The organism is Pararhizobium sp. P1_E7 (assembly GCF_056405855.1).
In genome coordinates, this window is record NZ_JBFUBH010000017.1 from 31,172 (window position 1) to 50,318 (window position 19,147).

Here is a 19,147-nt window from a genome sequence, read left to right on the forward strand (position 1 = left end):
GATGCCGCATGAGCCACACTGCCTCGCTCGCCGCCGCTTTCGCGCCTCACCAGGCCCTTGCAGAACAGTTGCTGCCCCATGCCGTCCCGGGCAATGACGGTTCGCATGATGCCGCCCACCTGATCAGGGTCTGGAAGAATGCGTTGCGTATCCATGGCTCTGAGGGAGGAGACCTGCGCATCATCGCGGCTGCCGTCCTGCTGCATGACTGTGTCGCCGTCGAAAAGAATTCACCCCACCGCACGCAGGCTTCGAGGCTTGCCGCGGAAAAGGCCTTCGAGGTGCTTGATGCGCTCGGCTGGCGGACCATGGAGATTACCGCGGTCGCCCATGCGATCGTCACCCACAGCTTTTCCGCCAACATCCCGCCGGAAAGCCTCGAGGCAAAGATCCTGCAGGATGCGGACCGGCTGGATGCGATCGGCATGATCGGCGCTGCCCGCTGCTTCTACATTGCCGGGCGGATGGGCAGCGGGCTTTACGATCCGCTGGATCCGTTGGCAGAAGACCGTCCTCTGGATGACAAGGCCTTTGCCATTGACCATTTCGAGACGAAGCTGTTCAAACTGACGGATGGTTTCCAGACGGCGGCGGGCCGCGCGCTCGCCCGGCAGCGGCAGGAACGGCTGCGCGCGGTGCTCGGCATGCTGATCGAGGAAATCTAGCCAAATCAGGTTCTTGGCGGAGTTGCCGGAATCAGTGTGCCATGCTCTTGAATCACAATCTGAACGCTTGGGAGTGACGACATGAAGGTGACCGGTCTCAACATCCACCCGCTGAAGAGCGGCCGCGCCATCGCGCAGACCTCGGTTTCCATCAAGCACGACGGGCTGGCCGGTGATCGCCGCTTCATGGTTGTCGATCCCGATGGAAAGTTCATCACCCAGCGGGAATTGCAGGTGCTGGCTCAGGTTGAGGCCACCCATGTAACCGGCGGCGTCCATCTGAAAATGGGCACCCGCACGGTAACCGTGTCCTTCGATCCTGACCGGCGGCTCAATGTCCGCGTCTGGGACAGCGAGGTCAACGCAGCCGTTTCCGAGAACCGCGCCGACGCCACGCTTTCCGGCTGGTTCGGCCGGCCTGTCAGGCTGGTGCATATGGATGACCGGGCGCGCCGCGCCGTTGGTGAGGAATGGGCAGACAAGGCGGCGTCCGTCGGCTTTGCGGATGGCTTTCCGGTGTTGATCACCACCACGGCGTCGCTTGCCGACCTCAACGTCTCGCTGATCGCCAAGGGGCAGGAGCCGGTCGGCATGGACCGTTTCCGCACCAACATCCTGATCGACAATGATGAGCCCTGGGAAGAAGACCTGTGGGAAAGCGTCGAGATCGGCGGCATCACCTTCGATCTGGTGAAACCCTGCGCCCGCTGCATCATGACGACGCAGGATCAGGTGACCGGCGAGCGTATCGGCGGCAACCCGATCCAGGGACTCGCCGAAAAGCGCATGTCGGCGGACCGCCGCGTTCCGGGGGTGCTGTTCGGCTGGAACGCCGTGCCGCGCTCTGAAGGGACCGTCAATCTCGGCGACGAGATGCGGATCGTCAGCGCACGACAAGAGCGCTGGCCGATGAAGATCAGGGCCTAACGCCGCCACAGTTTTCCCTGTGCGCTGCTGAACCATCATGTTCATTCATCAATATGGCTGATCCGAAGGTCATTTTAATTCGCTTTTTTTGTAAGGCGTCACCGCGTAGGTTGCGGCTCCACTCACACGGAGTCGCTTTATGTCCGCCGTTTCCACCGCTTCCGCCACGCGAGCGTCTGCCGCCAGTCCGGGGCTGCCCTGGCTGATCATCATCGCCGGCTCCCTCATCGCCGTTCTGACATTCGGACCGCGCTCGGCCATGGGGTTCTTCCAGCTGCCGATGCTTGCCGATACCGGCTGGGACCGGACAACCTTCGGTCTTGCCATGGCTTTCCAGAATCTCGCCTGGGGCGTCAGCCAGCCATTCTTCGGGGCGATCGCCGATAAATACGGCTCCTGGCGGGTGCTGGCCTTTTCCGGCCTCGTCTATGCCGGCGGCCTGATCCTCATGGCCTTTGCCGATGCGCCGATCTGGCTGCATATCGGCGGTGGGGTCATGGTCGGGCTTGGGGTTGGCTCCGGCTCCTTCGGCATCCTTTTGTCTGCCTTTGCCCGCAATGTCACGCCACAGCAGCGCTCCATGGCTTTCGGCATCTGCACGGCGGCCGGTTCCGCCGGCATGTTCCTGTTTGCGCCGTTGAGCCAGGGCCTGATTTCGGCCTTCGGCTGGTCGGACAGTCTGATCTACATGAGTGCGCTGATGCTGCTCGTGCCTTTGTTTGCCATTCCGCTGCGCGGCAATTCGTCCTCCGGCACCCAGAGGGAAGCACAGTACAAGCAGTCGATCGGCGAGGCGCTGAAGGAGGCGCTCAGCCACAAGAGCTATCTGCTCTTGGTCACCGGCTTTTTCGTCTGCGGCTACCAGGTCGCCTTCATCACTGCGCATTTCCCGGCCTATATCGGCGATATCGGCATCGATGCGCGCTATGCGGTGATTGCGCTGGCCCTGATCGGCTTCTTCAACATCATCGGCTCTCTCGCGGCCGGTTTCATCGGTCAGCGCTATTCGAAACCCTATTTCCTGTCGCTGATCTATATCGGCCGTTCTGTCGTCGTCTCCGCCTTCCTGCTCCTGCCGCAGTCGCCGACGTCGGTGATCATCTTTGCCGCCCTCATGGGCCTGCTCTGGCTATCGACGGTGCCGCCGACAAATGGGCTGGTCGCCATCATGTTCGGCACGCGCCATCTCGGTCTGCTCGGCGGTATCGTCTTCCTGTCGCATCAGATCGGTTCGTTCCTCGGCGTCTGGATGGGCGGGTATCTCTATGACCAATTGGGTTCCTATGACCCGGTCTGGTGGCTGGGCGTGGTGCTCGGCATCTTCGCCGCCATCGTCCATTGGCCGATCGAGGAAAAGGCCGTCGCCCGCCCGGCGATGGCCTGATACCTGTATTTTCGTGCTCTCCCGCAGAAATAGCGGGAGAGCATTCTTGAAAACTGTCACAAAACTTTCTAAGTCTCATCCACCGGCACTGCCGGTTTTGTTTTGATCCTATTATGCTCAATTTGAGCAAAATAGGTCTGCCGCCGGAGGGGCGGCAAGAGGAGCAGTTCGATGACCATTGCACAGAACCAGGCAGCCGTTGGAGGTTTAAGCGCGGCAAAGACCGCCGCCGAGCGTTTCGGCATCCTCGAAAGGCCGGACCTGACGTTTACGCCGGAGATCGCCCGCGAGACAGCCCATCTCTATGAACGCGTCAAACAGTTCGTCCCTGCGTTCGAATGGCCGGTCTATGCGCCCTATGTGCATGCCATCAACAGGCTGAAGAAGGAGCGCGGCGCCGTCATCCTCGCCCATAACTACCAGACGCCGGATATCTTCCATTGTGTCGCTGATATCGTCGGCGATTCGCTGCAGCTGGCGCGCGACGCCACCAAGGTCGATGCCGGGATCATCATCCAGTGCGGCGTGCACTTCATGGCCGAGACCTCCAAGCTGCTCAACCCGGAAAAGACCGTTCTGATCCCGGACGGCAAGGCCGGCTGCTCGCTGTCGGAATCGATCACCGGCGCCGATGTGCGGCTGTTGAAGGAGCGTTATCCCGGCGTGCCGGTGGTGACCTATGTCAACACCTCGGCCGACGTGAAGGCCGAGACCGATATCTGCTGCACCTCGTCCAACGTGCTCGCCGTCATCGAAAGCCTGGAGAGCGACACCGTTCTGTGCATCCCGGACGAATACCTGGCGATGAACGTCGCCAAGCAGACGAAGAAAAAGATCCTCACCTGGAAGGGGCACTGCGAGGTGCACGAGCGCTTCACGGCGGCCGAACTGCTCGCCTATAAGGAAGCCGATCCGTCGATCGAAATTATCGGCCATCCGGAATGCCATCCGGATGTCATCGCCGTCTGCGATTTTGCCGGCTCCACCTCGGGCATGATCAACTACGTCAAGGACAAGCGCCCGGCGCGCGTGCTGCTGGTCACAGAATGCTCGATGGCCTCCAATATCCAGGCCGAGGTCAAGGGCGTCGATTTCATCAAGCCGTGCAATCTCTGTCCGCACATGAAGCGCATCACGCTGCCGAAGATCCTCGACAGCCTGCTGTTCATGACGGAGGAAGTCCTGGTCGATCCGGCCATTGCCGGCCGCGCAAGACTTGCCGTCGAGCGAATGGTGAATTTGAAGCAGTAGAAAGGGGCTCGGGGAGGGGACTTTCCGTTTTCAGGGAAAAACCCCTCCCGGCCCTGCGGGCCACCCTCTCCACAAAGGGAGGGAAGAGCGGCGCCGGAGGAGGAATAGCATGCTGACAGACCATTTCCGCCCACAGTCCTTCAACGGCATTGACGATATCGTCATCGTCGGCGGCGGCCTTGCCGGGCTCTTTTGCGCGCTAAAACTCAGCCCGCGTCCCGTCACCGTGCTTGCCGCAGCCCCCATCGGGCACGGCGCCTCGTCGGCCTGGGCACAGGGCGGCATCGCCGCTGCGATGGGGCTTGGCGACACCATCGACAAGCATGTCGCCGATACGCTGATTGCCGGTGCCGGCATTGTGGACGAGAAGATGACGCGGATGATGGTCGCCGAAGGTCCGGCGCGCATCCATGACCTGCTTGGCTATGGCGTGCCGTTCGATCGTGATCTTGAGGGCAAGCTGCTCCTGTCGCGCGAGGCCGCCCATTCCGAGCGCCGCATCGTCCGCGTCAAGGGCGACATGGCCGGCAAGGCGATCATGGAAGCGCTGATTGCAGCCGTGCGCAACACGCCGTCGATCCGGGTGCTGGAAGGCTATGTGGTCGAGGAACTGGTGCGCCAGGGCCGGTTCATTTCCGGCGTCATCGCCCGCCCGGATGCCGGGCAGTCCAAGAAGCGCGTATCGTTTCCGGCCCGTGCCGTGGTGCTGTGCTCCGGCGGCGTCGGCCATCTCTTCTCGGTCACCACCAATCCGACCGAAGCCTGCGGTCAGGGCGTCGGCATGGCCGCCCGCGCCGGCGCCATCATCGCCGATCCGGAATTCATCCAGTTCCACCCGACGGCGATCAATATCGGCCGCGATCCGGCGCCGCTGGCAACCGAGGCCCTGCGCGGCGACGGCGCGCACCTGATCAATTTGGCCGGTCGTCGCTTCATGCTGGATATCCATCCGGACGGCGAGCTTGCACCCCGCGATATCGTCTCGCGCGGCGTCTTTGCCGAGGTGCAGGCCGGGCGCGGGGCGTTTCTCGATTGCACCAAGGCAGTCGGCGCGCATTTTGCCGAACTGTTCCCGACGGTCTATGCCTCCTGCCTGTCGGCCGGTATCGATCCCGTCACACAGCCGATCCCGGTCGTTCCGGCCGTCCACTACCATATGGGCGGCGTGCTGACCGATGCGGAAGGCCGTACGTCGATCGATGGCCTTTGGGCTGCGGGCGAGGTGACCTCGACCGGCGTCCATGGCGCCAACCGGCTTGCCTCCAATTCGCTGCTTGAAGCTGTGGTCTTTGCCGCCCGTATTGCCGAAAACATCAAAGGCATGCTGCCGGAGCCGAAGATCGCCGATTGGGGCGACAATGCCGGCGAGAACGACGATCCCGTGACGCTGGAAGACAGCCCTCCGCTGACGGCGCTGCGCCATATCATGAGCGATCATGTCGGCGTTATCCGCAGCCAGGACGCGCTCACCCGCGCCATCCGTGCGATTGCCAATCTGGAGCGCCAGAACACCCGGCTGCGCTTCAGCAATATTGTCACCACGGCCAAGCTGATCGCCACCGGCGCCTATCTGCGCACCGAAAGCCGCGGCGGCCACTACCGCTCCGATTGCCCGGACCCGCGCCCGGAATGGAAGCACCGGACGTTCCTGACGCTCGCTGAAGCCGACCGGGTCGTGGCAGAGGTGACGGAAACGGAAAGCGTTTAAGGGTTCAATCGGACCGCATTGCTCCGTCACCCTCGGGCTTGACCCGAGGGCCAGAGACAGGCGCGGGGTTCTCGGCTCAAGGCCGGGGATGACGACTGAAGGGGCCGGTTTGACAAAGCTGGGGCCTTCGCAACGGCATTTTTTGAGGATCGACAATGACACCAACCGCCCTTCGCCCAGAACTGCCCGCTTTGATGGTTGAAGATCAGGTCCGCGCGGCATTGCTGGAAGACCTCGGCCGCGCCGGTGACATCACCACTTATGCCACCATCGCGCCGGATAAGACCGCGACCGCGGAGATGAACGCCCGCGAAACCGGCGTGGTTGCCGGCATGGAGCTCGCCCGCACCGCCTTTCGCCTGATCGATCCGGCCATCCGTTTCGAGGCGCTGGTGAAGGACGGCGACCCGATCGCGCCCGGCACGGTGCTGGCGCGCATTTCCGGGCCGGCCCGTGGCCTGCTGTCGGCCGAGCGCGTGGCTTTGAATTTCCTCATGCATCTCTGCGGCGTTGCCACCTACACATCGAAATTTTCAGCCGAGATCGCCCATACCAGCGCAAAGGTCTGCTGCACCCGCAAGACCATTCCCGGCCTGCGGGCGCTTGAAAAGTATGCGGTACGCCTCGGTGGCGGCTCCAATCACCGCTATGGCTTGGACGACGCGATCCTGATCAAGGACAACCATATCGCCGTCTCCGGCGGTGTCGCCTCCGCCGTCCACGCCGCGCGCGCTTATGGCGGCCATCTGGTGAAGATCGAGGTCGAAGTGGATGGACTGGACCAGATGCGGCAGGCTCTGACCGCCAGCCCGGATGTCATTCTGCTCGACAATATGGGGCCGGACCTGTTGCGCCAGGCCGTCTCCGTCAATGCTGCCCATTGGCAGCTTTCACCGAGTGTCTACGCAGCCGATCCGCGCCGCACCAAGCTGGAAGCCTCCGGCAATGTCAATTTCCAGACCATCCGCGCCATCGCCGAAACCGGCGTCGACTATATCTCGACTTCGAAGATCACCATGGCAGCGCCGACGCTGGACATCGGACTGGATGTAGTGATCGGCTAAGGCAATGCCGCATCAGGCATCTGGCTTGCGTGCCGGCGCTTCCATTCGCCGGCGACGTCACCCATGGTCTTTTCCGCGCCGTCCTTGATCCACGCCATGAAGGCACGGTCGAATGCAAAGCCGTCACCGCACTCAGCGGTGAGAAAGCGGCGGACATTCTGGGTATTGCGGTAGGCCGGCGTGACCGGCGTATCGCGGTCGATCGGATCGGCGTGCCAGTCGAAAGCCGTCACCTGCCGTCTCCTATTTCTGCAGCACGAAGGGGCAGACCAGCCGGGAACCGATGGTCAGCGTCTTGCCGCAGTCATAGCGGCAGGTCTTGAACGGCCCGTTCACATCCTCGCTGCTGAGATTGCATTGGACCGGCTGGCCTGTGGCGTCATTGCCGCCGAAATAGTCGGGAATGGCAGGCTTGTCCTGCGGCGCCGCCAGAATGGTACCGGCGAGGAAAACGGCAATCATCTTCATCGCATCGTCTTTCTTGCATTGCGGCCCGTTCATCACTGCTCTTGTGAATTGCCGGTGGGGAACCTTTACCAACACCATGCGATTGGCGCAAATAATACCAAGTCTCGAAAAGGCTGGATGTGATGAAGGACTGTTCGTGTCGGTAGATTTCTGGATGTTCGTCGTCATCGGCTTTTTGGCGCAATTGGTTGACGGCGCGCTCGGCATGGCCTTCGGCCTGTTGTCCACCACCAGCCTGCTCGCGGTCGGCGTGCCGCCGGCAACGGCAAGCGCCATGACCCATATCGCCGAAATCTTCACCACCGCCGCGTCCGGCGCGTCCCACACCTATCACCGCAATATCGACTGGCGTCTTATCGCGCGCCTGGCGCCGGCCGGCATGATCGGCGGTGTGCTGGGCGCCTATGGCGTCTCCACTGTCGATGGAGAGACGATCGAGCCGTTCGTTTCGGCCTATCTGATTTTGGTCGGCATCTACATCCTGTTCAAGGCCTTTCGGCCTCTCTGGCTGCGTGAGGTCAGGGACTGGGCGGTGCCGCTTATCGGTCTGGGTGGTGGTGTGCTCGATGCGGCCGGCGGCGGCGGATGGGGACCGATCGTCACGACCTCGCTGATCGGCCGGGGCCATGATCCGAAGAAGGTCATCGGCTCCACCAGCCTGACGGAATTTGCCGTCACCCTGACGATTTCGGCGACTTTTGTGCTGGCGCTTGGCTGGTCGGATCTGGGATCCGCCATCGGCCTCGTCCTGGGCGGTGTGCTTGCGGCGCCAGTCGGTGCGCTTGTCGTCAGGCGGGTGCCCGTGCGGCCGTTGATGATCGCCGTATCCTTCGTCATCATCGCCACATCGGCCGTGCGGATCTTCTAATCCATCGCGCCAGGGCCGGATTGGGAGAACGCGACGGTTGATTGTGGAACCGCTGGCGTCATCAGGCGTTGCAGCATGATACTGTCACAGCCCACCGGAGGAATGTCTCATGAAACGCCTGATCACCGCGCTCGCCCTCATCCTTGTGGCAGCGGCAGCTGCGTCCGCGCAATCAACGTCGCAGACTGCCATCGCCAATTTCATCGGCAAGGATGGTAAGGAAACCGGCCGGGCGTTGCTGACGCAAGGCAAGAACGGCGTACTGATCGAGGTAGAAGTGACGAACCTGCCGCCCGGCAAATGGGTGGCCTTCCATGTGCATGAAAACGGCAAATGCGATGCCGCGCACAATCACGAATCGGCCGGCAAGCATTTCAATCCCGGCAACACCGAGCATGGATTTCTTGCTGCCAACGGCCCGCATGCCGGTGACATGCCCAACCAGTATGCCGGCGCCGACGGCGTTCTGCGCGCCCAGGTCTTCAACAGTATGGTGGCTCTCGACAATGCCGAAAACGGCATTCGCGGCCGGGCACTGATGGTGCATGCAAAGTCCGACGACAACCGCAGCCAGCCCTCCGGCGACGCCGGCGACAGGCTGGCCTGCGCGGTGATCGAATAGCTCGATCAGGCGGTTCGGCAACGCCTAAAGCGCGTCGCGATCTTTCAGGATCGCTTCCTGCGCTTTAGGTCTTTGATTTTACGCATGTCGTTATCGCAAAACCGCCGACACTTTTGCGCGATATGCTCTATCGTCCGCCGACTTTCAGGCCCGGTGCCGGGCGCTCGTCGAGGATCTGGCGGCGGAAGCGGAAGAGGGCCGCGGGCCGACCACCGGTTGCCGCCGTCAGCATGCCGGTCGGTTCGACAAGTTCGGCACCTTCGACCAGACGGCGGAAATTCTGCTTGTGCAGGTGCCGGCCGGAAATCGCCTCGACCGTCGCCTGCAGCTCGGTCAGCGTGAACTCCGGCGGCATCAGTTCGAAGATCACCGGCCGGTATTTGATCTTGCCGCGCAGCCGCGCAACGGCGGTGGCAACGATGCGGCGATGATCGTGGCGCATGGTGAGCCCGACCGGTGGCGCATCTGTCGCGGCGGCACGGCCGTCGATCACCGCTTCGCCGACGAGACCGGCCTCATAAAGAAGTTCGTAGCGCTCCAGCACGCGCTCCTCGTCCCAGGGGAAATCATCGAGCCCGAAGGCAAGCCGCGTGCGGGTACGCCGCTGCGGCAGCCCCATGCGCTCATCCTGATGCCCGCCCTTTTCCCATTGGCGCAGGGCCGGAAGAATAAGCTGGTCGATGAGTGCGGGCCTGCCTTGCCGCCAGTCTTCCCAGGGCAGATAGCTGTACCAGTCGCGCCAATGGGCGCCGGCCTCAGCCAGGCGCGCATTGTTTTCGGCATCGGTGCGGGTCAGTGCGAGATAACCCACCGATACCATGTGCGTGCCGCTTTCCCCCGCCAAGCGGTGGCGGCCTTGGTCGCCGAACGTGTAGAGCTGCTCGATATAGCCGAGATTAAGCGCCGTCTGTTGCTCGACGCTGGCTCTGAGGCTGGTTTCAAACGTCCGATAGTGGGCGGGATCGAAGGGGCCAAACGGCAGGCCGTCGCGGCTGTCGCTCTGCTCATCGCTGACCGCGAGGATGCGCGGCGAACGGCTTGTCACCGCGACGATCGCGGCGTTGAGGCCGATTTCGACGGTGATGGCCCTGTCGTCAACCGGCATGGGCGGCAGGCTCTGGCACAGGTGAAAAGACGAAGGGCACGTTGCCATCCGCATCGGCGCCACGGCCGATCGCCTTGATTGCAGCCACCAGCCGGCCGTTGCGCGACAGCAACCGGTCTGCGATCTCGATCAGCCGGGAGTTGGGGGTGACGTAGGCCGAGGCGGCGCGCAGCCGTAGCGCCAGGTCCATATCGTCCTGATCCGGTTCCACCGCCAAGGCGGCGATAGCTGCTGCTGCAGGCGAGCGCGAGACGCCCATCCAGCAATGGATCAAAAGCGGCGACGACCGGTCCCATTGCCGCGAAAATTCGATGATCTGCAGCACGTGCTCTTCGCCGGGCGCTACCAGGCCGGCATTTCCGGCAAAGGTGATATCGTTCATCCCCAGCAGCAGGTGCCGGTCGGCCGCAATCACGGCCGGGCGATGGAAGGCCTGTTCCTTCGCCATCAGGCTGATCATTTCGCGGGCGCGGTGGCGCACGGCCATCTCGGCGATGCGCGACAATGGCGAGACGACGATCACCGGCATCTCAGGACACCGCCCGTGCATTCAGGCGTTCCGCTTCGATGGCGGCAAACCGTTCGGCAAACAATTTTTGCGCCTCGATCGCCGGCAGCGGATCGATGAGGATCATCTCGCGGGTAATCCCGCGCGGCTGGCCGAAGAATTTGCGGGCTTCCGTGAGCGAAAACCCGGCAAGCACCGTTGCCTCGAAATAGGCCGCGATGTGATCGGCCTTCTTGATCCGGGTCTTCAACTCGGCAGGCGCTGTGGACGGGAGCCCGAAACGCAGATGGATGGCGCCTTCCAGACGTTTCTCCACCACCTTGTAGCCGCCGCCGACCACTGCCTTGAACGGCGAGATCATGTCGCCGATCACATATTCCGGCGCATCGTGCAGCAGTGCCATCTGGCACTCCTCGGCCGTGCAGCTGAACTGCCGGCGAAAGATTTCCTCGACCACCAGACTGTGCTGCGCGACGGAAAAGGCATGATCGCCATTCGTCTGGCCGTTCCAGCGGGCGACACGGGCAAGACCATGGGCGATATCCGACAGTTCGATATCGAGCGGCGACGGATCGAGCAGATCGAGCCGCCGTCCGGAAAGCATGCGCTGCCAGGCACGGGTCGACGGCATCAGGCGCTTGCCTCGTCGGCTTCAGCCGGGAAATCCAGGCCGGTCCAAGCGGGCAGGGTGAGCGTCACCGTGACATCGCCGGCAAGGATAGGTTCGCCCGAGGCGATGGCTTCACCGGCCTTGTCGATGCGCACGATCGCCAGCGCCGACGCGCCGATGACGCTGCCGAGTATACCGATTGGGCGTCCCTTGACGGTCAGCGGCGTTCCTGTTGCCGGCAACGCGGTCTCCGCCGCGACAATCACGACACGCCGCCGTGCGGTGCCGCGATGCTGCATGCGCGACACGACTTCCTGGCCGACATAGCAACCTTTCTTGAAGGACAGCGCGCCGTTCTTGTCCATCAGCACATCGTGTGGAAAGGCATCCTGCAGGGCATAATCGGGGCCGGAAACGGCGATGCCGCTGGCGATGCGGAGGCGCTCGTACAGATCAGGCTCGCCGGCTTCGCTCTCGCCTCCATAGGAGCGATAAACGGTCTGCCCGGCCTTCACAAAACGCGCATCGCGATAGGCGCCCGGCGCCTCGTCGAAGCGAATGGAGACGGTTGCCGGATTGGTCAACGACAGGGAAACCGGTGCGCGCAGCTTGTACATGGTCAGGCGCTTCAACAAGGCTTCGGCCTGCTCCACGCCTGTTTCGAGGCGAATCGCGCTGCCGTCACGCGTCACCATGAAATCGAAGAGAATCTTGCCCTGCGGCGTCAAAAGCGCGCCGGGCTTGGCTTCATCATTCTCGAGGAGATCGAGATCGGTGGTGATCAGCGCCTGCAGAAAGTCCTGCGCGTCCTGTCCTGACACGGTAATCACGGCACGATCTTGAAGAGTGACGGGCTGCATGGCGATTGTCCTGTTCATCTGATGAAACAGGTAGGATTTCGCACGCGTCGCGGCAAGCGCTTTGCGCGGCCTGTCAGTCGCCAGCCACGAAAAATTTCCACTGGCCATCCGGCGTGATGCCGACCCGGTAGAAATTATAGTTTCCGCCCTCTTCCATCTCGGCGAAATCGCCGGCGGTTACCAGACGGAACAGATCGACCTTTTCCGGCGGGGTCAGCGAAGCCAGCGGTTTTTCGGTAAAGTAGGGCCAGACATAGGCTTCGTCCGGTGTGCCTTTTTCGCTCAGCACGAAACCGGTCGACAGGACGTCGAGCAGGATCGCCAGGATTTCGATGCCCTGCGGATCGCCGGAGAGGCCCTTGAGCGTTTCGACCGGATCGGCATCGGTTTCACCGACCTGCGTCTGGGTCGGGCCCTTGCCGAGCAGGGGCCGCAACCGTTCGATATCGCCGGAGGCGGCGGCTTCGACGATCAGTTCGCGCATTCGGGCGACAGGTTCGGGGATTTTCGAAACGTCCGACAGCACCTCGACCGGAGCGGCGGGGGCCTTCTCGTCAGCCGAATCGTCCTTGGCGTCACGGTCAGGCTTGTTGACCAGCGGATCCGGCATCGGGATCTGCATCGGTCCTTCATCGGCCGGTTCGTCCTCTTCGGGAACATCCTTGGGCTGCTTGTCCTGGCTTGTCGCGCCGGGGATCTGCTTCAACTCGCTGAGCGCGAAAGCGGTTTGGGGCAGAAGGACGGACGAGGCGAACAGGCCGGCAAGCAGCAACGCGGAAAGGCGAACCGCACGCATCCGGCATGCTGATGTCTGACGTTCCATGACGGCCTCGAAACTACTGCAGGGTGCGTTCCGGCGAAAACTCGCCGGCGAGCATGCGCTCGCGAAGCGAATTCAACATGGCCTCGGCACCGTCTTCGCCATGAAGGCGGATCGTTTCGCGCATGGCAAGGGCAATGGCGGCATCGGCGATGATTTCAGGCTCAATGCCATCCGCCATGCCATCCGCCCAGGCTTCATTCTGGTGTTCCAGGGCTGCCTGCATCTTCTCATGAACAATCATGTCGTCGATGTCATTCAGACTGGGTTCCATCATTCGTTCCATGCCGTTTCACGCTCTTTACTGGCACCTAACTCGATGCGATGCCACTTCTTACCACTCTCTTAACAACCTTAGCAGCCTTTTCCCAAAACGACACGGGCTCCTGAAGAAAGAGGTTAATTTATCGTTAATTTCCAAAGCGGGCGGTTATTTCTGAAGCAAGTGTTGCTCCTTCGGCACGGTATCGCTCGTCTGCGACCACGGCCTGCGGGGTGCAGGCAGTGTAAACGGAGGCAAACGTCCGATAGCCGCGATTGAACGCGGCCGTCATGCGCGCGCGCCTCTGGGCTTCGCCCTGCGCTTCCTTGTCGAGCAGATTCTGCATCGTTTGCCGCCAGCTATCGGCAGCCGCATCCTTGCAAAGCGTGCGTAAATAGTGAACGGAACCAAGGATTTCCGACAGGCGGAGCAAGCGCGCGTCATAAGGGGCAGGTTTTTCTGCGGCGATAGCGGGTACGCTTGATGGCGGGGCGTCCTGCGCCTGCGCGCCGAGCGGCAGACCGGCAAAAGCCAGCATCAGGCACGATCGTATGGCCAAAAAACGGATCATTGTCCTTTCAAGCCCCGAATCATGCCTGCGGGCAAGCGGATTTTGATGGGCGTTCCCGTCACCGCCGCAGCGCTTCAAGTTTTTCCACGCATTCCTGCACGCTTTCGGGGATGGGAAGGCCGAAGATTTCGTCTGCCGTATACCAGCCGATCCCCGCCGCATCGTCGCCGGCGATCGCAACGAGATCCGGATCGGCCTCGACCTTGAAGACCGAAAGGAAAAAATGCCGGGCGCCGGCCCCGTCCGATTCGCGCGGCGGCAGATCATAGGTCTCGAACAATTGCGGATTGCGCGGCAGGATGCCGGTCTCCTCATGAAACTCGCGCACCGCAGTTTCGGCCGGTGTTTCCCCCGCTTCGGCACGGCCGCCCGGAAAAGCATACATATCGGCCGAAGGCGGATTGGCGCGGCGCACCAGCAGATAACGCCCGTCCCGCTCGAGAATGGCGGACGAGGCAAGTTGGGGAGAGGAGGTCATGTCGATGGAACCAGCATTGGAAAACTTGACCCACCTTAGGCGAAGTGCGAATTGAAAGCCATGTGCGGACGATTTTCGCTGACGGCGACACCGGGGGAAGTGGCGGATATGTGGGGTCTTCTGGAAACGGAGGACTTTCCGGCGCGCTTCAACATCGCGCCGACCCAGCCGATCCTGATCGTCATGTCGGGCGAGCGCCAGCGGCCGGGCAGCAATCTGCCTGATCGCAGGGCGCTTCTCGTCCGCTGGGGCCTGACGCCGTCCTGGGTCAAGGACCCGCGCGACTTTCCGCTGCTGATCAATGCGCGCGCCGAAACGGCAGCTGAAAAAGCCTCGTTCAAGGCGGCGATGCGCCACCGGCGCGTGCTGATTCCGGCATCCGGTTTCTACGAATGGCATCGGCCGTCGAAAGAAAGCGGCCAGGCGCCGCAGGCCTACTGGATCAAGCCCCGAAACGGAGGCGTCGTCGCCTTTGCCGGGCTGATGGAAACCTGGTCTTCGGCGGATGGATCCGAGGTCGATACGGGCGCGATCCTGACGACGCACGCCAATTCAAGGATTGGCGATGTCCATGACCGCATGCCTGTGGTGATCAAACCGGAGGATTTTGCCCGCTGGCTTGACTGCCGGACGCAGGAGCCGCGCGATATTGCCGATTTGCTGGTGCCGGTCGATGACGACTATTTCGACGTCATCGCCGTATCGGACCGGGTAAACAAGGTGGCCAATACCGGCGCCGACCTTCAAACACCGGTTCATGTGACCGCACGGCCTGCCTCAAGGCCGAAGGAACCATCCGCAAATCCGCAGCTGTCGCTCTTTTGAGCGATCAGGCCGGCTGCTTGGGCCAGACGGGCTTTTTCACCGGCTTGGGCTTGATCTGCAAAGCGGCGGCAAGCACGGCCTTCAGGCCGAGCGGACGGTATTGCTCGACGAGATTGGCCGCTGCTCGCGGACTGGTCTTGTCGGTTTTTTTACCAGGCATTTCAAACTCTCCTCAGATGCTTCCCTAGCCGGGAGCGCTTCGTCCTGTGTGTTTTCCACCAAAATGGCGTCCCTTATTGTGCCCGGGGAAACAGGCTTTAATGAGCAAGTGCTCAAAGCCTTGATTCCCCTGACATCCCGGCGTCTCCACATAAGCCCAATCATGACAAAACAATGACGAATAATCCAGTATTTCAACATAGGATGCTGGCGCGCGGCTGACCTCTTGACCGGGGCCGATCGACGCGCGATAAAGCGTCCATGAAAACGGTTATCTGCATCATCTGCCGGATTATTATTCGCTAGCTTCTCCGCTGGCCTGGCCGTTTTCGTCTCCCAAAAATCAAGATGACAACGCGAAGGTCCAGCCGGGCGGCTGCGTGTATTCGGTGTTATGCGGAATGGGAGATTGGGAATGAGCGGACTGCCGGAATTGAAACTGTACAACACGCTGACACGGGAGAAGGCGGTCTTCGCGCCGATCGATCCTGAAAACGTCCGCATGTATGTCTGCGGCCCGACGGTCTATGATTTCGCCCATATCGGCAATGCCCGCCCGGTCATCGTCTTCGACGTGCTCTACCGGCTGCTGCGTCATGTCTACGGCGAAAGCCACGTGACTTATGCGCGCAATATCACCGACGTCGACGACAAGATCAACGCGCGGGCGCTGCGCGACCATCCCGGCCTGCCGCTGAACGAAGCCATCCGGCTGGTGACGGAAAAGACCGAGACGCAGTTTCTCGACGATGCCAGGGCGCTCGGATCGCTGGAGCCGGACGTGCAGCCACGCGCCACCGACAACATTGCCCTGATGATCGAGATTATCGCGACGCTGATTGCCAAGGGCCATGCCTATGCGGCTGAGGGTGAGGTGCTGTTCGATACGCGCTCGATGGCCGACTATGGGCAATTGTCGAAGCGCAATCTTGACGAACAGCAGGCCGGCGCCCGCGTGGCGGTCGATGCGCACAAGAAAAATCCCGGCGATTTCGTGCTTTGGAAGCTGTCGTCCGATGAGGAGCCGGGCTGGGAAAGCCCATGGGGCAGGGGCCGCCCCGGCTGGCACATCGAATGCTCGGCGATGAGCCAGCGTTATCTCGGCGAAACCTTCGATATTCATGGCGGCGGGCTGGATCTGATCTTCCCGCACCATGAAAACGAGATCGCCCAGTCGCGTTGCGCTCATGGCACGGATGTGATGGCGAATGTCTGGATGCACAACGGCTTCCTGCAGGTCGAAGGCCGCAAGATGTCGAAATCCGAAGGCAACTTCGTCACCATCTACGAATTGCTGCACACCGAGACCTTCGGCGGCCGCAAATGGCCGGGCGAGGTTCTGCGGCTGGCGATGCTGATGACGCATTACCGCGAGCCGATCGATTTTTCGATCAAGCGGCTGGAGGAGGCGGAGCGCCTCTTGGCGAAATGGCCGGCCGGAAAACCCGGCGATGCTGCCCCGGAGGCGTCCGTCATCAACGCATTGGCGGATGATCTCAACACGGTCGCGGCGGTGCAGGCCCTGCATGCGCTGGCCTCTGCCGCCAATGCCGATCCGGCGATGCTTCCGGTTTTTGCTGCAAGCGCCGCATTGCTGGGGGTTCTGCCGAAGGCGGCGGAAGTCGATGGTGCTGTCGTCTCGGCGGTTGAGGCGCTGGTGGCGATGCGGCTTGAAATGCTGAAAGCCAAAAACTTTGCCGAGGCCGACAAGATCCGCGACGATCTTGCCGCCAAGGGCATCCAGTTGAAAGACGGCAAGGATGCGGCAACCGGCGAGCGGGTGACGACGTGGGAGGTCAAGCGATAAACTTGTCTTTCTGATAATGGAGGCATATGCTTTGGCCTATGCTGCGGGAGGTTGCCATGACAGTGATCCAGGTTGACCAGGGGCGCGAGGTGAAGCTCTTTCGCAACGGCCGCAATCAGGCCGTTCGCATTCCCGTGGAATTCGAGCTCCCGGGCAACGAGGCGATCATGCGCAAGGAAGGCGATCGGTTGATCATCGAGCCGAAAAAGAAAAGCGGCTTGCTGGAGTGGCTGGCCACTATCGAGCCTTGGGACGAGGAGTTTCCGGATGTCGATGACGGGCAGCTGCCGCTTGAGGACATCGATCTGTGAGCACGTGGCACTACATGCTCGATACCAATATTGTATCGCACATGATCCGCGCTCCGGAAGGGGAGGTGGTGCGCCGCGTTGAAAGCGTTGGAAGTGCCACGCTTTGTATTAGCGCACTCGTTGCGTCGGAACTTCGATACGGCGCAGTGAAGAGAGGATCGGAGCGGCTGTCGTCGCTCGTGGAAAACATGCTGCTACGCCTCAACGTCGTCGCCTACGAATCTGCTGCAGCAATGCACTATGCAGAGATTCGCGACCAGCTTACGCGCAGCGGCAATCTCATCGGCCCAATGGATATTTTGATTGCCGCCCATGCCCGCGCACTGGATCTCGTTTTCGTGACCGACAACACCCGTGAATTTTCTCGCGTTGACGGGCTCAAGGTCGAAAATTGGCTTGGAGACAAGGAAGTGATGCCATGACCGACCCTGTCCACACCGGCGGCTGCCAGTGCGGCGCCGTCCGTTTCCGTGTCGAAGGCACGCTCGGCGACGCCTCCGTCTGCCATTGCCGCATGTGCCAGAAGGCGTTCGGCAATTTCTATGCGCCACTGGTTTCCGTGCGCCAGGCGAAGCTCAGCTGGACGCGCGGCGAGCCAAAATATTTCCAGTCTTCGAATTTCGTCAAACGCGGTTTCTGCGGCGATTGCGGCACGCCGCTGTGCTACGAAGCCCCTGATGGCGTCGGCCTGGCGATTGCCGCCTTCGACAAGCCGGAAGGCATCGTCCCGAAGATCCAGTGGGGCATCGAGGCCAAGCTGCCCTATGTCGATCACATCCCGGACTTGCCGGGCGAGGATACGATGGCCGATCAGGATGCCGCGTCTTTTCTCGCTCATCTCGTTTCCTACCAGCACCCCGACCACGATACTAAGGCCTGGCCACCGGGAGACCGGGCATGAGCATCAGCCGCATCTATACCGGCGGCTGCCAGTGCGGCGCGGTGCGCTACCGGGCGGAGGGAACGCTCGGTGATCCGCACCTGTGCCATTGCCGCATGTGCCAGAAGGCATCCGGCAACTATTTTCTGCCGCTCGCCAATGTGCCGCGCGCAACGTTCAGCATCACCCGCGGCGCACCCGGCTGGTTCCGTTCCTCGCATCTGGTGCGGCGGGGCTTTTGTTTTCTCTGCGGCACGCCGCTGTTCTACGATATGCCCGAGGCCGATTTCATAAATATCGTGCTCGGCTCGCTCGACGATCCCTATGACGTGCGGCCGGTGACACAATCCGGCGTGGAATCGCGGATGCCCTGGTTTTCGCATCTGCCGGGATTGCCGGGCACGGAAACCGATGACGGCGAGAAGGCAAGCACCGAGCGGCATATCGCCATTCTGGAATCGAACTGCCAGCATCCAGACTATGACACCGATCATTGGCCACCGGAGGACTGACGATGACAGACATCAATCGAACCGGAGGTTGCCAATGCGGCGCCGTCCGCTTCAAGATTCATGGCGCACTCGGTCGCCCGTCGATCTGCCATTGTCGCATGTGCCAGAAAGCCTTTGGCGGCTTCTTCGGCCCGCTCGTCACCATCAAGGGCGAGGCGGAATGGACGCGGGGCGAGCCCAGCTATTTCCAATCCTCGGTCAATATCGCCCGCGGCTTCTGCGCCGCCTGTGGCACGCCGCTGACCTACAAGCATCCGGGCGGGCTCGAAATCGCCATCGGCGCCTTCGATGACCGCTCCGATCTTGCCCCGCAGATCCAGGTGAATTTCGCCGCCCGCAATTCCTGGGTGACGACGATCTTCGATCAGCCGGTGCATCAGGATCCCGACTATTACATGCAGCAGGAACAGATCATTTCCTTCCAGCACCCCGACCACGACACCGAGGTCTGGCCGCAATTTCCGCACACCTCCTGACCGGCA

26 protein-coding genes are annotated in these 19,147 nt (G+C 61.8%); 15 read left to right on the forward strand and 11 right to left on the reverse strand.

Annotation, left to right across the window (positions count from 1 at the left end):
• The first annotated feature begins 8 nt into the window (after positions 1-8).
• The 6 genes from AC1D17_RS16810 (at position 9) to nadC (ending at position 6,999) form a co-directional block, all read left to right on the forward strand.
• The gene (locus tag AC1D17_RS16810; RefSeq protein ID WP_477566512.1) at positions 9-665 is read left to right on the forward strand and encodes an HD domain-containing protein; all 657 of its coding nucleotides are present in this window, start codon (positions 9-11) and stop codon (positions 663-665) included.
• An 81-nt stretch (positions 666-746) separates the two neighbouring features.
• Positions 747-1,592, forward strand: coding sequence for an MOSC domain-containing protein (locus AC1D17_RS16815; protein ID WP_477566513.1), 846 nt, complete (start codon positions 747-749; stop codon positions 1,590-1,592).
• A 139-nt stretch (positions 1,593-1,731) separates the two neighbouring features.
• Complete coding sequence (locus AC1D17_RS16820) at positions 1,732-2,976, forward strand: MFS transporter (protein WP_477566514.1); 1,245 nt, start codon at positions 1,732-1,734, stop codon at positions 2,974-2,976.
• A gap of 171 nt (positions 2,977-3,147) precedes the next feature.
• Positions 3,148-4,227 carry a quinolinate synthase NadA gene (gene nadA, locus AC1D17_RS16825; protein ID WP_477566515.1) on the forward strand — a complete coding sequence of 360 codons (1,080 nt, stop codon included), beginning with the start codon at positions 3,148-3,150 and terminating at the stop codon, positions 4,225-4,227.
• 109 nt (positions 4,228-4,336) lie between these two features.
• Positions 4,337-5,935, forward strand: a complete 1,599-nt coding sequence (locus AC1D17_RS16830) for an L-aspartate oxidase (protein WP_477566516.1) — start codon at positions 4,337-4,339, stop codon at positions 5,933-5,935.
• 155 nt (positions 5,936-6,090) lie between these two features.
• Entirely contained in the window at positions 6,091-6,999 is a 909-nt protein-coding gene (gene nadC, locus AC1D17_RS16835) for a carboxylating nicotinate-nucleotide diphosphorylase (protein ID WP_477566517.1), read from the forward strand.
• Here the strand turns inward: nadC and AC1D17_RS16840 are convergent.
• Together AC1D17_RS16840 and AC1D17_RS16845 are read right to left on the reverse strand one after the other, a co-directional pair.
• Complete coding sequence (locus tag AC1D17_RS16840) at positions 6,996-7,232, reverse strand: DUF6434 domain-containing protein (protein WP_477566518.1); 237 nt, start codon at positions 7,230-7,232, stop codon at positions 6,996-6,998. The two genes, nadC and AC1D17_RS16840, sit on opposite strands and share 4 nt — an antisense overlap.
• A gap of 10 nt (positions 7,233-7,242) precedes the next feature.
• Positions 7,243-7,500 (reverse strand): hypothetical protein, encoded by a 258-nt coding sequence (locus tag AC1D17_RS16845; protein ID WP_477566519.1) that lies wholly within the window; start codon positions 7,498-7,500, stop codon positions 7,243-7,245.
• A gap of 121 nt (positions 7,501-7,621) precedes the next feature.
• Between AC1D17_RS16845 and AC1D17_RS16850 the strand changes: the two genes are divergently transcribed.
• On the forward strand, positions 7,622-8,335 hold the full coding sequence (locus AC1D17_RS16850) for a sulfite exporter TauE/SafE family protein (RefSeq protein WP_477566559.1): 714 nt from the start codon (positions 7,622-7,624) through the stop codon (positions 8,333-8,335).
• Between the two features lie 109 nt (positions 8,336-8,444).
• The gene (locus AC1D17_RS16855) at positions 8,445-8,957 is read left to right on the forward strand and encodes a superoxide dismutase family protein (RefSeq protein WP_477566520.1); all 513 of its coding nucleotides are present in this window, start codon (positions 8,445-8,447) and stop codon (positions 8,955-8,957) included.
• 127 nt (positions 8,958-9,084) lie between these two features.
• Here AC1D17_RS16855 and AC1D17_RS16860 read toward each other — a convergent pair whose 3' ends face one another.
• The 8 genes from AC1D17_RS16860 to AC1D17_RS16895 all read right to left on the reverse strand — a co-directional run bounded on the left by AC1D17_RS16860 (position 9,085) and on the right by AC1D17_RS16895 (position 14,171).
• Positions 9,085-10,116: an NUDIX hydrolase gene (locus AC1D17_RS16860; protein WP_477566560.1), complete on the reverse strand. Its 1,032-nt coding sequence runs from the start codon at positions 10,114-10,116 to the stop codon at positions 9,085-9,087.
• Positions 10,052-10,591: a tyrosine phosphatase family protein gene (locus AC1D17_RS16865; RefSeq protein WP_477566561.1), complete on the reverse strand. Its 540-nt coding sequence runs from the start codon at positions 10,589-10,591 to the stop codon at positions 10,052-10,054. Before AC1D17_RS16865 ends, AC1D17_RS16860 begins: the two co-directional genes overlap by 65 nt.
• Position 10,592: 1 nt before the next feature.
• Entirely contained in the window at positions 10,593-11,201 is a 609-nt protein-coding gene (locus AC1D17_RS16870) for a YfbR-like 5'-deoxynucleotidase (RefSeq protein WP_477566521.1), read from the reverse strand.
• The gene (gene ygfZ, locus AC1D17_RS16875; RefSeq protein ID WP_477566522.1) at positions 11,201-12,040 is read right to left on the reverse strand and encodes a CAF17-like 4Fe-4S cluster assembly/insertion protein YgfZ; all 840 of its coding nucleotides are present in this window, start codon (positions 12,038-12,040) and stop codon (positions 11,201-11,203) included. Before ygfZ ends, AC1D17_RS16870 begins: the two co-directional genes overlap by 1 nt.
• Positions 12,041-12,113: 73 nt before the next feature.
• On the reverse strand, positions 12,114-12,836 hold the full coding sequence (locus AC1D17_RS16880) for a hypothetical protein (protein ID WP_477566523.1): 723 nt from the start codon (positions 12,834-12,836) through the stop codon (positions 12,114-12,116).
• Positions 12,837-12,876: 40 nt separating this feature from the next.
• Positions 12,877-13,146, reverse strand: coding sequence for a hypothetical protein (locus AC1D17_RS16885; RefSeq protein WP_113004128.1), 270 nt, complete (start codon positions 13,144-13,146; stop codon positions 12,877-12,879).
• Positions 13,147-13,270: 124 nt separating this feature from the next.
• Positions 13,271-13,693 (reverse strand): TIGR02301 family protein, encoded by a 423-nt coding sequence (locus tag AC1D17_RS16890; RefSeq protein WP_477566524.1) that lies wholly within the window; start codon positions 13,691-13,693, stop codon positions 13,271-13,273.
• A 58-nt stretch (positions 13,694-13,751) separates the two neighbouring features.
• Entirely contained in the window at positions 13,752-14,171 is a 420-nt protein-coding gene (locus AC1D17_RS16895) for an NUDIX hydrolase (RefSeq protein ID WP_264219374.1), read from the reverse strand.
• Positions 14,172-14,231: 60 nt separating this feature from the next.
• On the opposite strand from AC1D17_RS16895, the gene AC1D17_RS16900 reads away from it, so the two are divergent.
• Positions 14,232-14,996 (forward strand): SOS response-associated peptidase, encoded by a 765-nt coding sequence (locus AC1D17_RS16900; protein ID WP_477566525.1) that lies wholly within the window; start codon positions 14,232-14,234, stop codon positions 14,994-14,996.
• 4 nt (positions 14,997-15,000) lie between these two features.
• On the opposite strand, the gene AC1D17_RS16905 is transcribed toward AC1D17_RS16900, so the two are convergent.
• Positions 15,001-15,156: a hypothetical protein gene (locus AC1D17_RS16905; protein ID WP_477566526.1), complete on the reverse strand. Its 156-nt coding sequence runs from the start codon at positions 15,154-15,156 to the stop codon at positions 15,001-15,003.
• 414 nt (positions 15,157-15,570) lie between these two features.
• On the opposite strand from AC1D17_RS16905, the gene cysS reads away from it, so the two are divergent.
• From cysS to AC1D17_RS16935, 6 genes are read left to right on the forward strand one after another with little or no spacing between them, the layout of a single operon-like run.
• Positions 15,571-16,962 (forward strand): cysteine--tRNA ligase, encoded by a 1,392-nt coding sequence (gene cysS, locus AC1D17_RS16910; protein ID WP_477566527.1) that lies wholly within the window; start codon positions 15,571-15,573, stop codon positions 16,960-16,962.
• A 56-nt stretch (positions 16,963-17,018) separates the two neighbouring features.
• A complete protein-coding gene (locus AC1D17_RS16915) occupies positions 17,019-17,273 on the forward strand; it encodes an antitoxin (RefSeq protein WP_477566528.1) in 255 nt (84 codons plus the stop codon).
• A gap of 14 nt (positions 17,274-17,287) precedes the next feature.
• Positions 17,288-17,695, forward strand: coding sequence for a PIN domain-containing protein (locus AC1D17_RS16920; RefSeq protein ID WP_477566529.1), 408 nt, complete (start codon positions 17,288-17,290; stop codon positions 17,693-17,695).
• Positions 17,692-18,174 carry a GFA family protein gene (locus tag AC1D17_RS16925; RefSeq protein ID WP_477566530.1) on the forward strand — a complete coding sequence of 161 codons (483 nt, stop codon included), beginning with the start codon at positions 17,692-17,694 and terminating at the stop codon, positions 18,172-18,174. The genes AC1D17_RS16920 and AC1D17_RS16925 overlap by 4 nt, the downstream gene beginning before the upstream one ends.
• Entirely contained in the window at positions 18,171-18,665 is a 495-nt protein-coding gene (locus AC1D17_RS16930; RefSeq protein WP_477566531.1) for a GFA family protein, read from the forward strand. Before AC1D17_RS16925 ends, AC1D17_RS16930 begins: the two co-directional genes overlap by 4 nt.
• Before the next feature lie 2 nt (positions 18,666-18,667).
• Positions 18,668-19,141 (forward strand): GFA family protein, encoded by a 474-nt coding sequence (locus tag AC1D17_RS16935; RefSeq protein ID WP_477566532.1) that lies wholly within the window; start codon positions 18,668-18,670, stop codon positions 19,139-19,141.
• Positions 19,142-19,147: the final 6 nt, after the last annotated feature.

What these genes read in the sequence shown, in the direction of transcription:
- AC1D17_RS16810 (WP_477566512.1), top strand. Translation starts at nt 9, where the DNA reads ATGAGCCACACTGCCTCGCTCGCCGCCGCTTTCGCGCCTCACCAGGCC.
- AC1D17_RS16815 (WP_477566513.1), top strand. Translation starts at nt 747, where the DNA reads ATGAAGGTGACCGGTCTCAACATCCACCCGCTGAAGAGCGGCCGCGCC.
- AC1D17_RS16820 (WP_477566514.1), top strand. Translation starts at nt 1,732, where the DNA reads ATGTCCGCCGTTTCCACCGCTTCCGCCACGCGAGCGTCTGCCGCCAGT.
- nadA (WP_477566515.1), top strand. Translation starts at nt 3,148, where the DNA reads ATGACCATTGCACAGAACCAGGCAGCCGTTGGAGGTTTAAGCGCGGCA.
- AC1D17_RS16830 (WP_477566516.1), top strand. Translation starts at nt 4,337, where the DNA reads ATGCTGACAGACCATTTCCGCCCACAGTCCTTCAACGGCATTGACGAT.
- nadC (WP_477566517.1), top strand. Translation starts at nt 6,091, where the DNA reads ATGACACCAACCGCCCTTCGCCCAGAACTGCCCGCTTTGATGGTTGAA.
- AC1D17_RS16845 (WP_477566519.1), bottom strand. Translation starts at nt 7,500, where the DNA reads ATGAACGGGCCGCAATGCAAGAAAGACGATGCGATGAAGATGATTGCC.
- AC1D17_RS16850 (WP_477566559.1), top strand. Translation starts at nt 7,622, where the DNA reads ATGTTCGTCGTCATCGGCTTTTTGGCGCAATTGGTTGACGGCGCGCTC.
- AC1D17_RS16855 (WP_477566520.1), top strand. Translation starts at nt 8,445, where the DNA reads ATGAAACGCCTGATCACCGCGCTCGCCCTCATCCTTGTGGCAGCGGCA.
- AC1D17_RS16860 (WP_477566560.1), bottom strand. Translation starts at nt 10,116, where the DNA reads ATGCGGATGGCAACGTGCCCTTCGTCTTTTCACCTGTGCCAGAGCCTG.
- AC1D17_RS16865 (WP_477566561.1), bottom strand. Translation starts at nt 10,591, where the DNA reads ATGCCGGTGATCGTCGTCTCGCCATTGTCGCGCATCGCCGAGATGGCC.
- AC1D17_RS16870 (WP_477566521.1), bottom strand. Translation starts at nt 11,201, where the DNA reads ATGCCGTCGACCCGTGCCTGGCAGCGCATGCTTTCCGGACGGCGGCTC.
- ygfZ (WP_477566522.1), bottom strand. Translation starts at nt 12,040, where the DNA reads ATGCAGCCCGTCACTCTTCAAGATCGTGCCGTGATTACCGTGTCAGGA.
- AC1D17_RS16880 (WP_477566523.1), bottom strand. Translation starts at nt 12,836, where the DNA reads ATGCGTGCGGTTCGCCTTTCCGCGTTGCTGCTTGCCGGCCTGTTCGCC.
- AC1D17_RS16885 (WP_113004128.1), bottom strand. Translation starts at nt 13,146, where the DNA reads ATGGAACGAATGATGGAACCCAGTCTGAATGACATCGACGACATGATT.
- AC1D17_RS16890 (WP_477566524.1), bottom strand. Translation starts at nt 13,693, where the DNA reads ATGATCCGTTTTTTGGCCATACGATCGTGCCTGATGCTGGCTTTTGCC.
- AC1D17_RS16895 (WP_264219374.1), bottom strand. Translation starts at nt 14,171, where the DNA reads ATGACCTCCTCTCCCCAACTTGCCTCGTCCGCCATTCTCGAGCGGGAC.
- AC1D17_RS16900 (WP_477566525.1), top strand. Translation starts at nt 14,232, where the DNA reads ATGTGCGGACGATTTTCGCTGACGGCGACACCGGGGGAAGTGGCGGAT.
- AC1D17_RS16905 (WP_477566526.1), bottom strand. Translation starts at nt 15,156, where the DNA reads ATGCCTGGTAAAAAAACCGACAAGACCAGTCCGCGAGCAGCGGCCAAT.
- cysS (WP_477566527.1), top strand. Translation starts at nt 15,571, where the DNA reads ATGAGCGGACTGCCGGAATTGAAACTGTACAACACGCTGACACGGGAG.
- AC1D17_RS16915 (WP_477566528.1), top strand. Translation starts at nt 17,019, where the DNA reads ATGACAGTGATCCAGGTTGACCAGGGGCGCGAGGTGAAGCTCTTTCGC.
- AC1D17_RS16920 (WP_477566529.1), top strand. Translation starts at nt 17,288, where the DNA reads ATGCTCGATACCAATATTGTATCGCACATGATCCGCGCTCCGGAAGGG.
- AC1D17_RS16925 (WP_477566530.1), top strand. Translation starts at nt 17,692, where the DNA reads ATGACCGACCCTGTCCACACCGGCGGCTGCCAGTGCGGCGCCGTCCGT.
- AC1D17_RS16930 (WP_477566531.1), top strand. Translation starts at nt 18,171, where the DNA reads ATGAGCATCAGCCGCATCTATACCGGCGGCTGCCAGTGCGGCGCGGTG.
- AC1D17_RS16935 (WP_477566532.1), top strand. Translation starts at nt 18,668, where the DNA reads ATGACAGACATCAATCGAACCGGAGGTTGCCAATGCGGCGCCGTCCGC.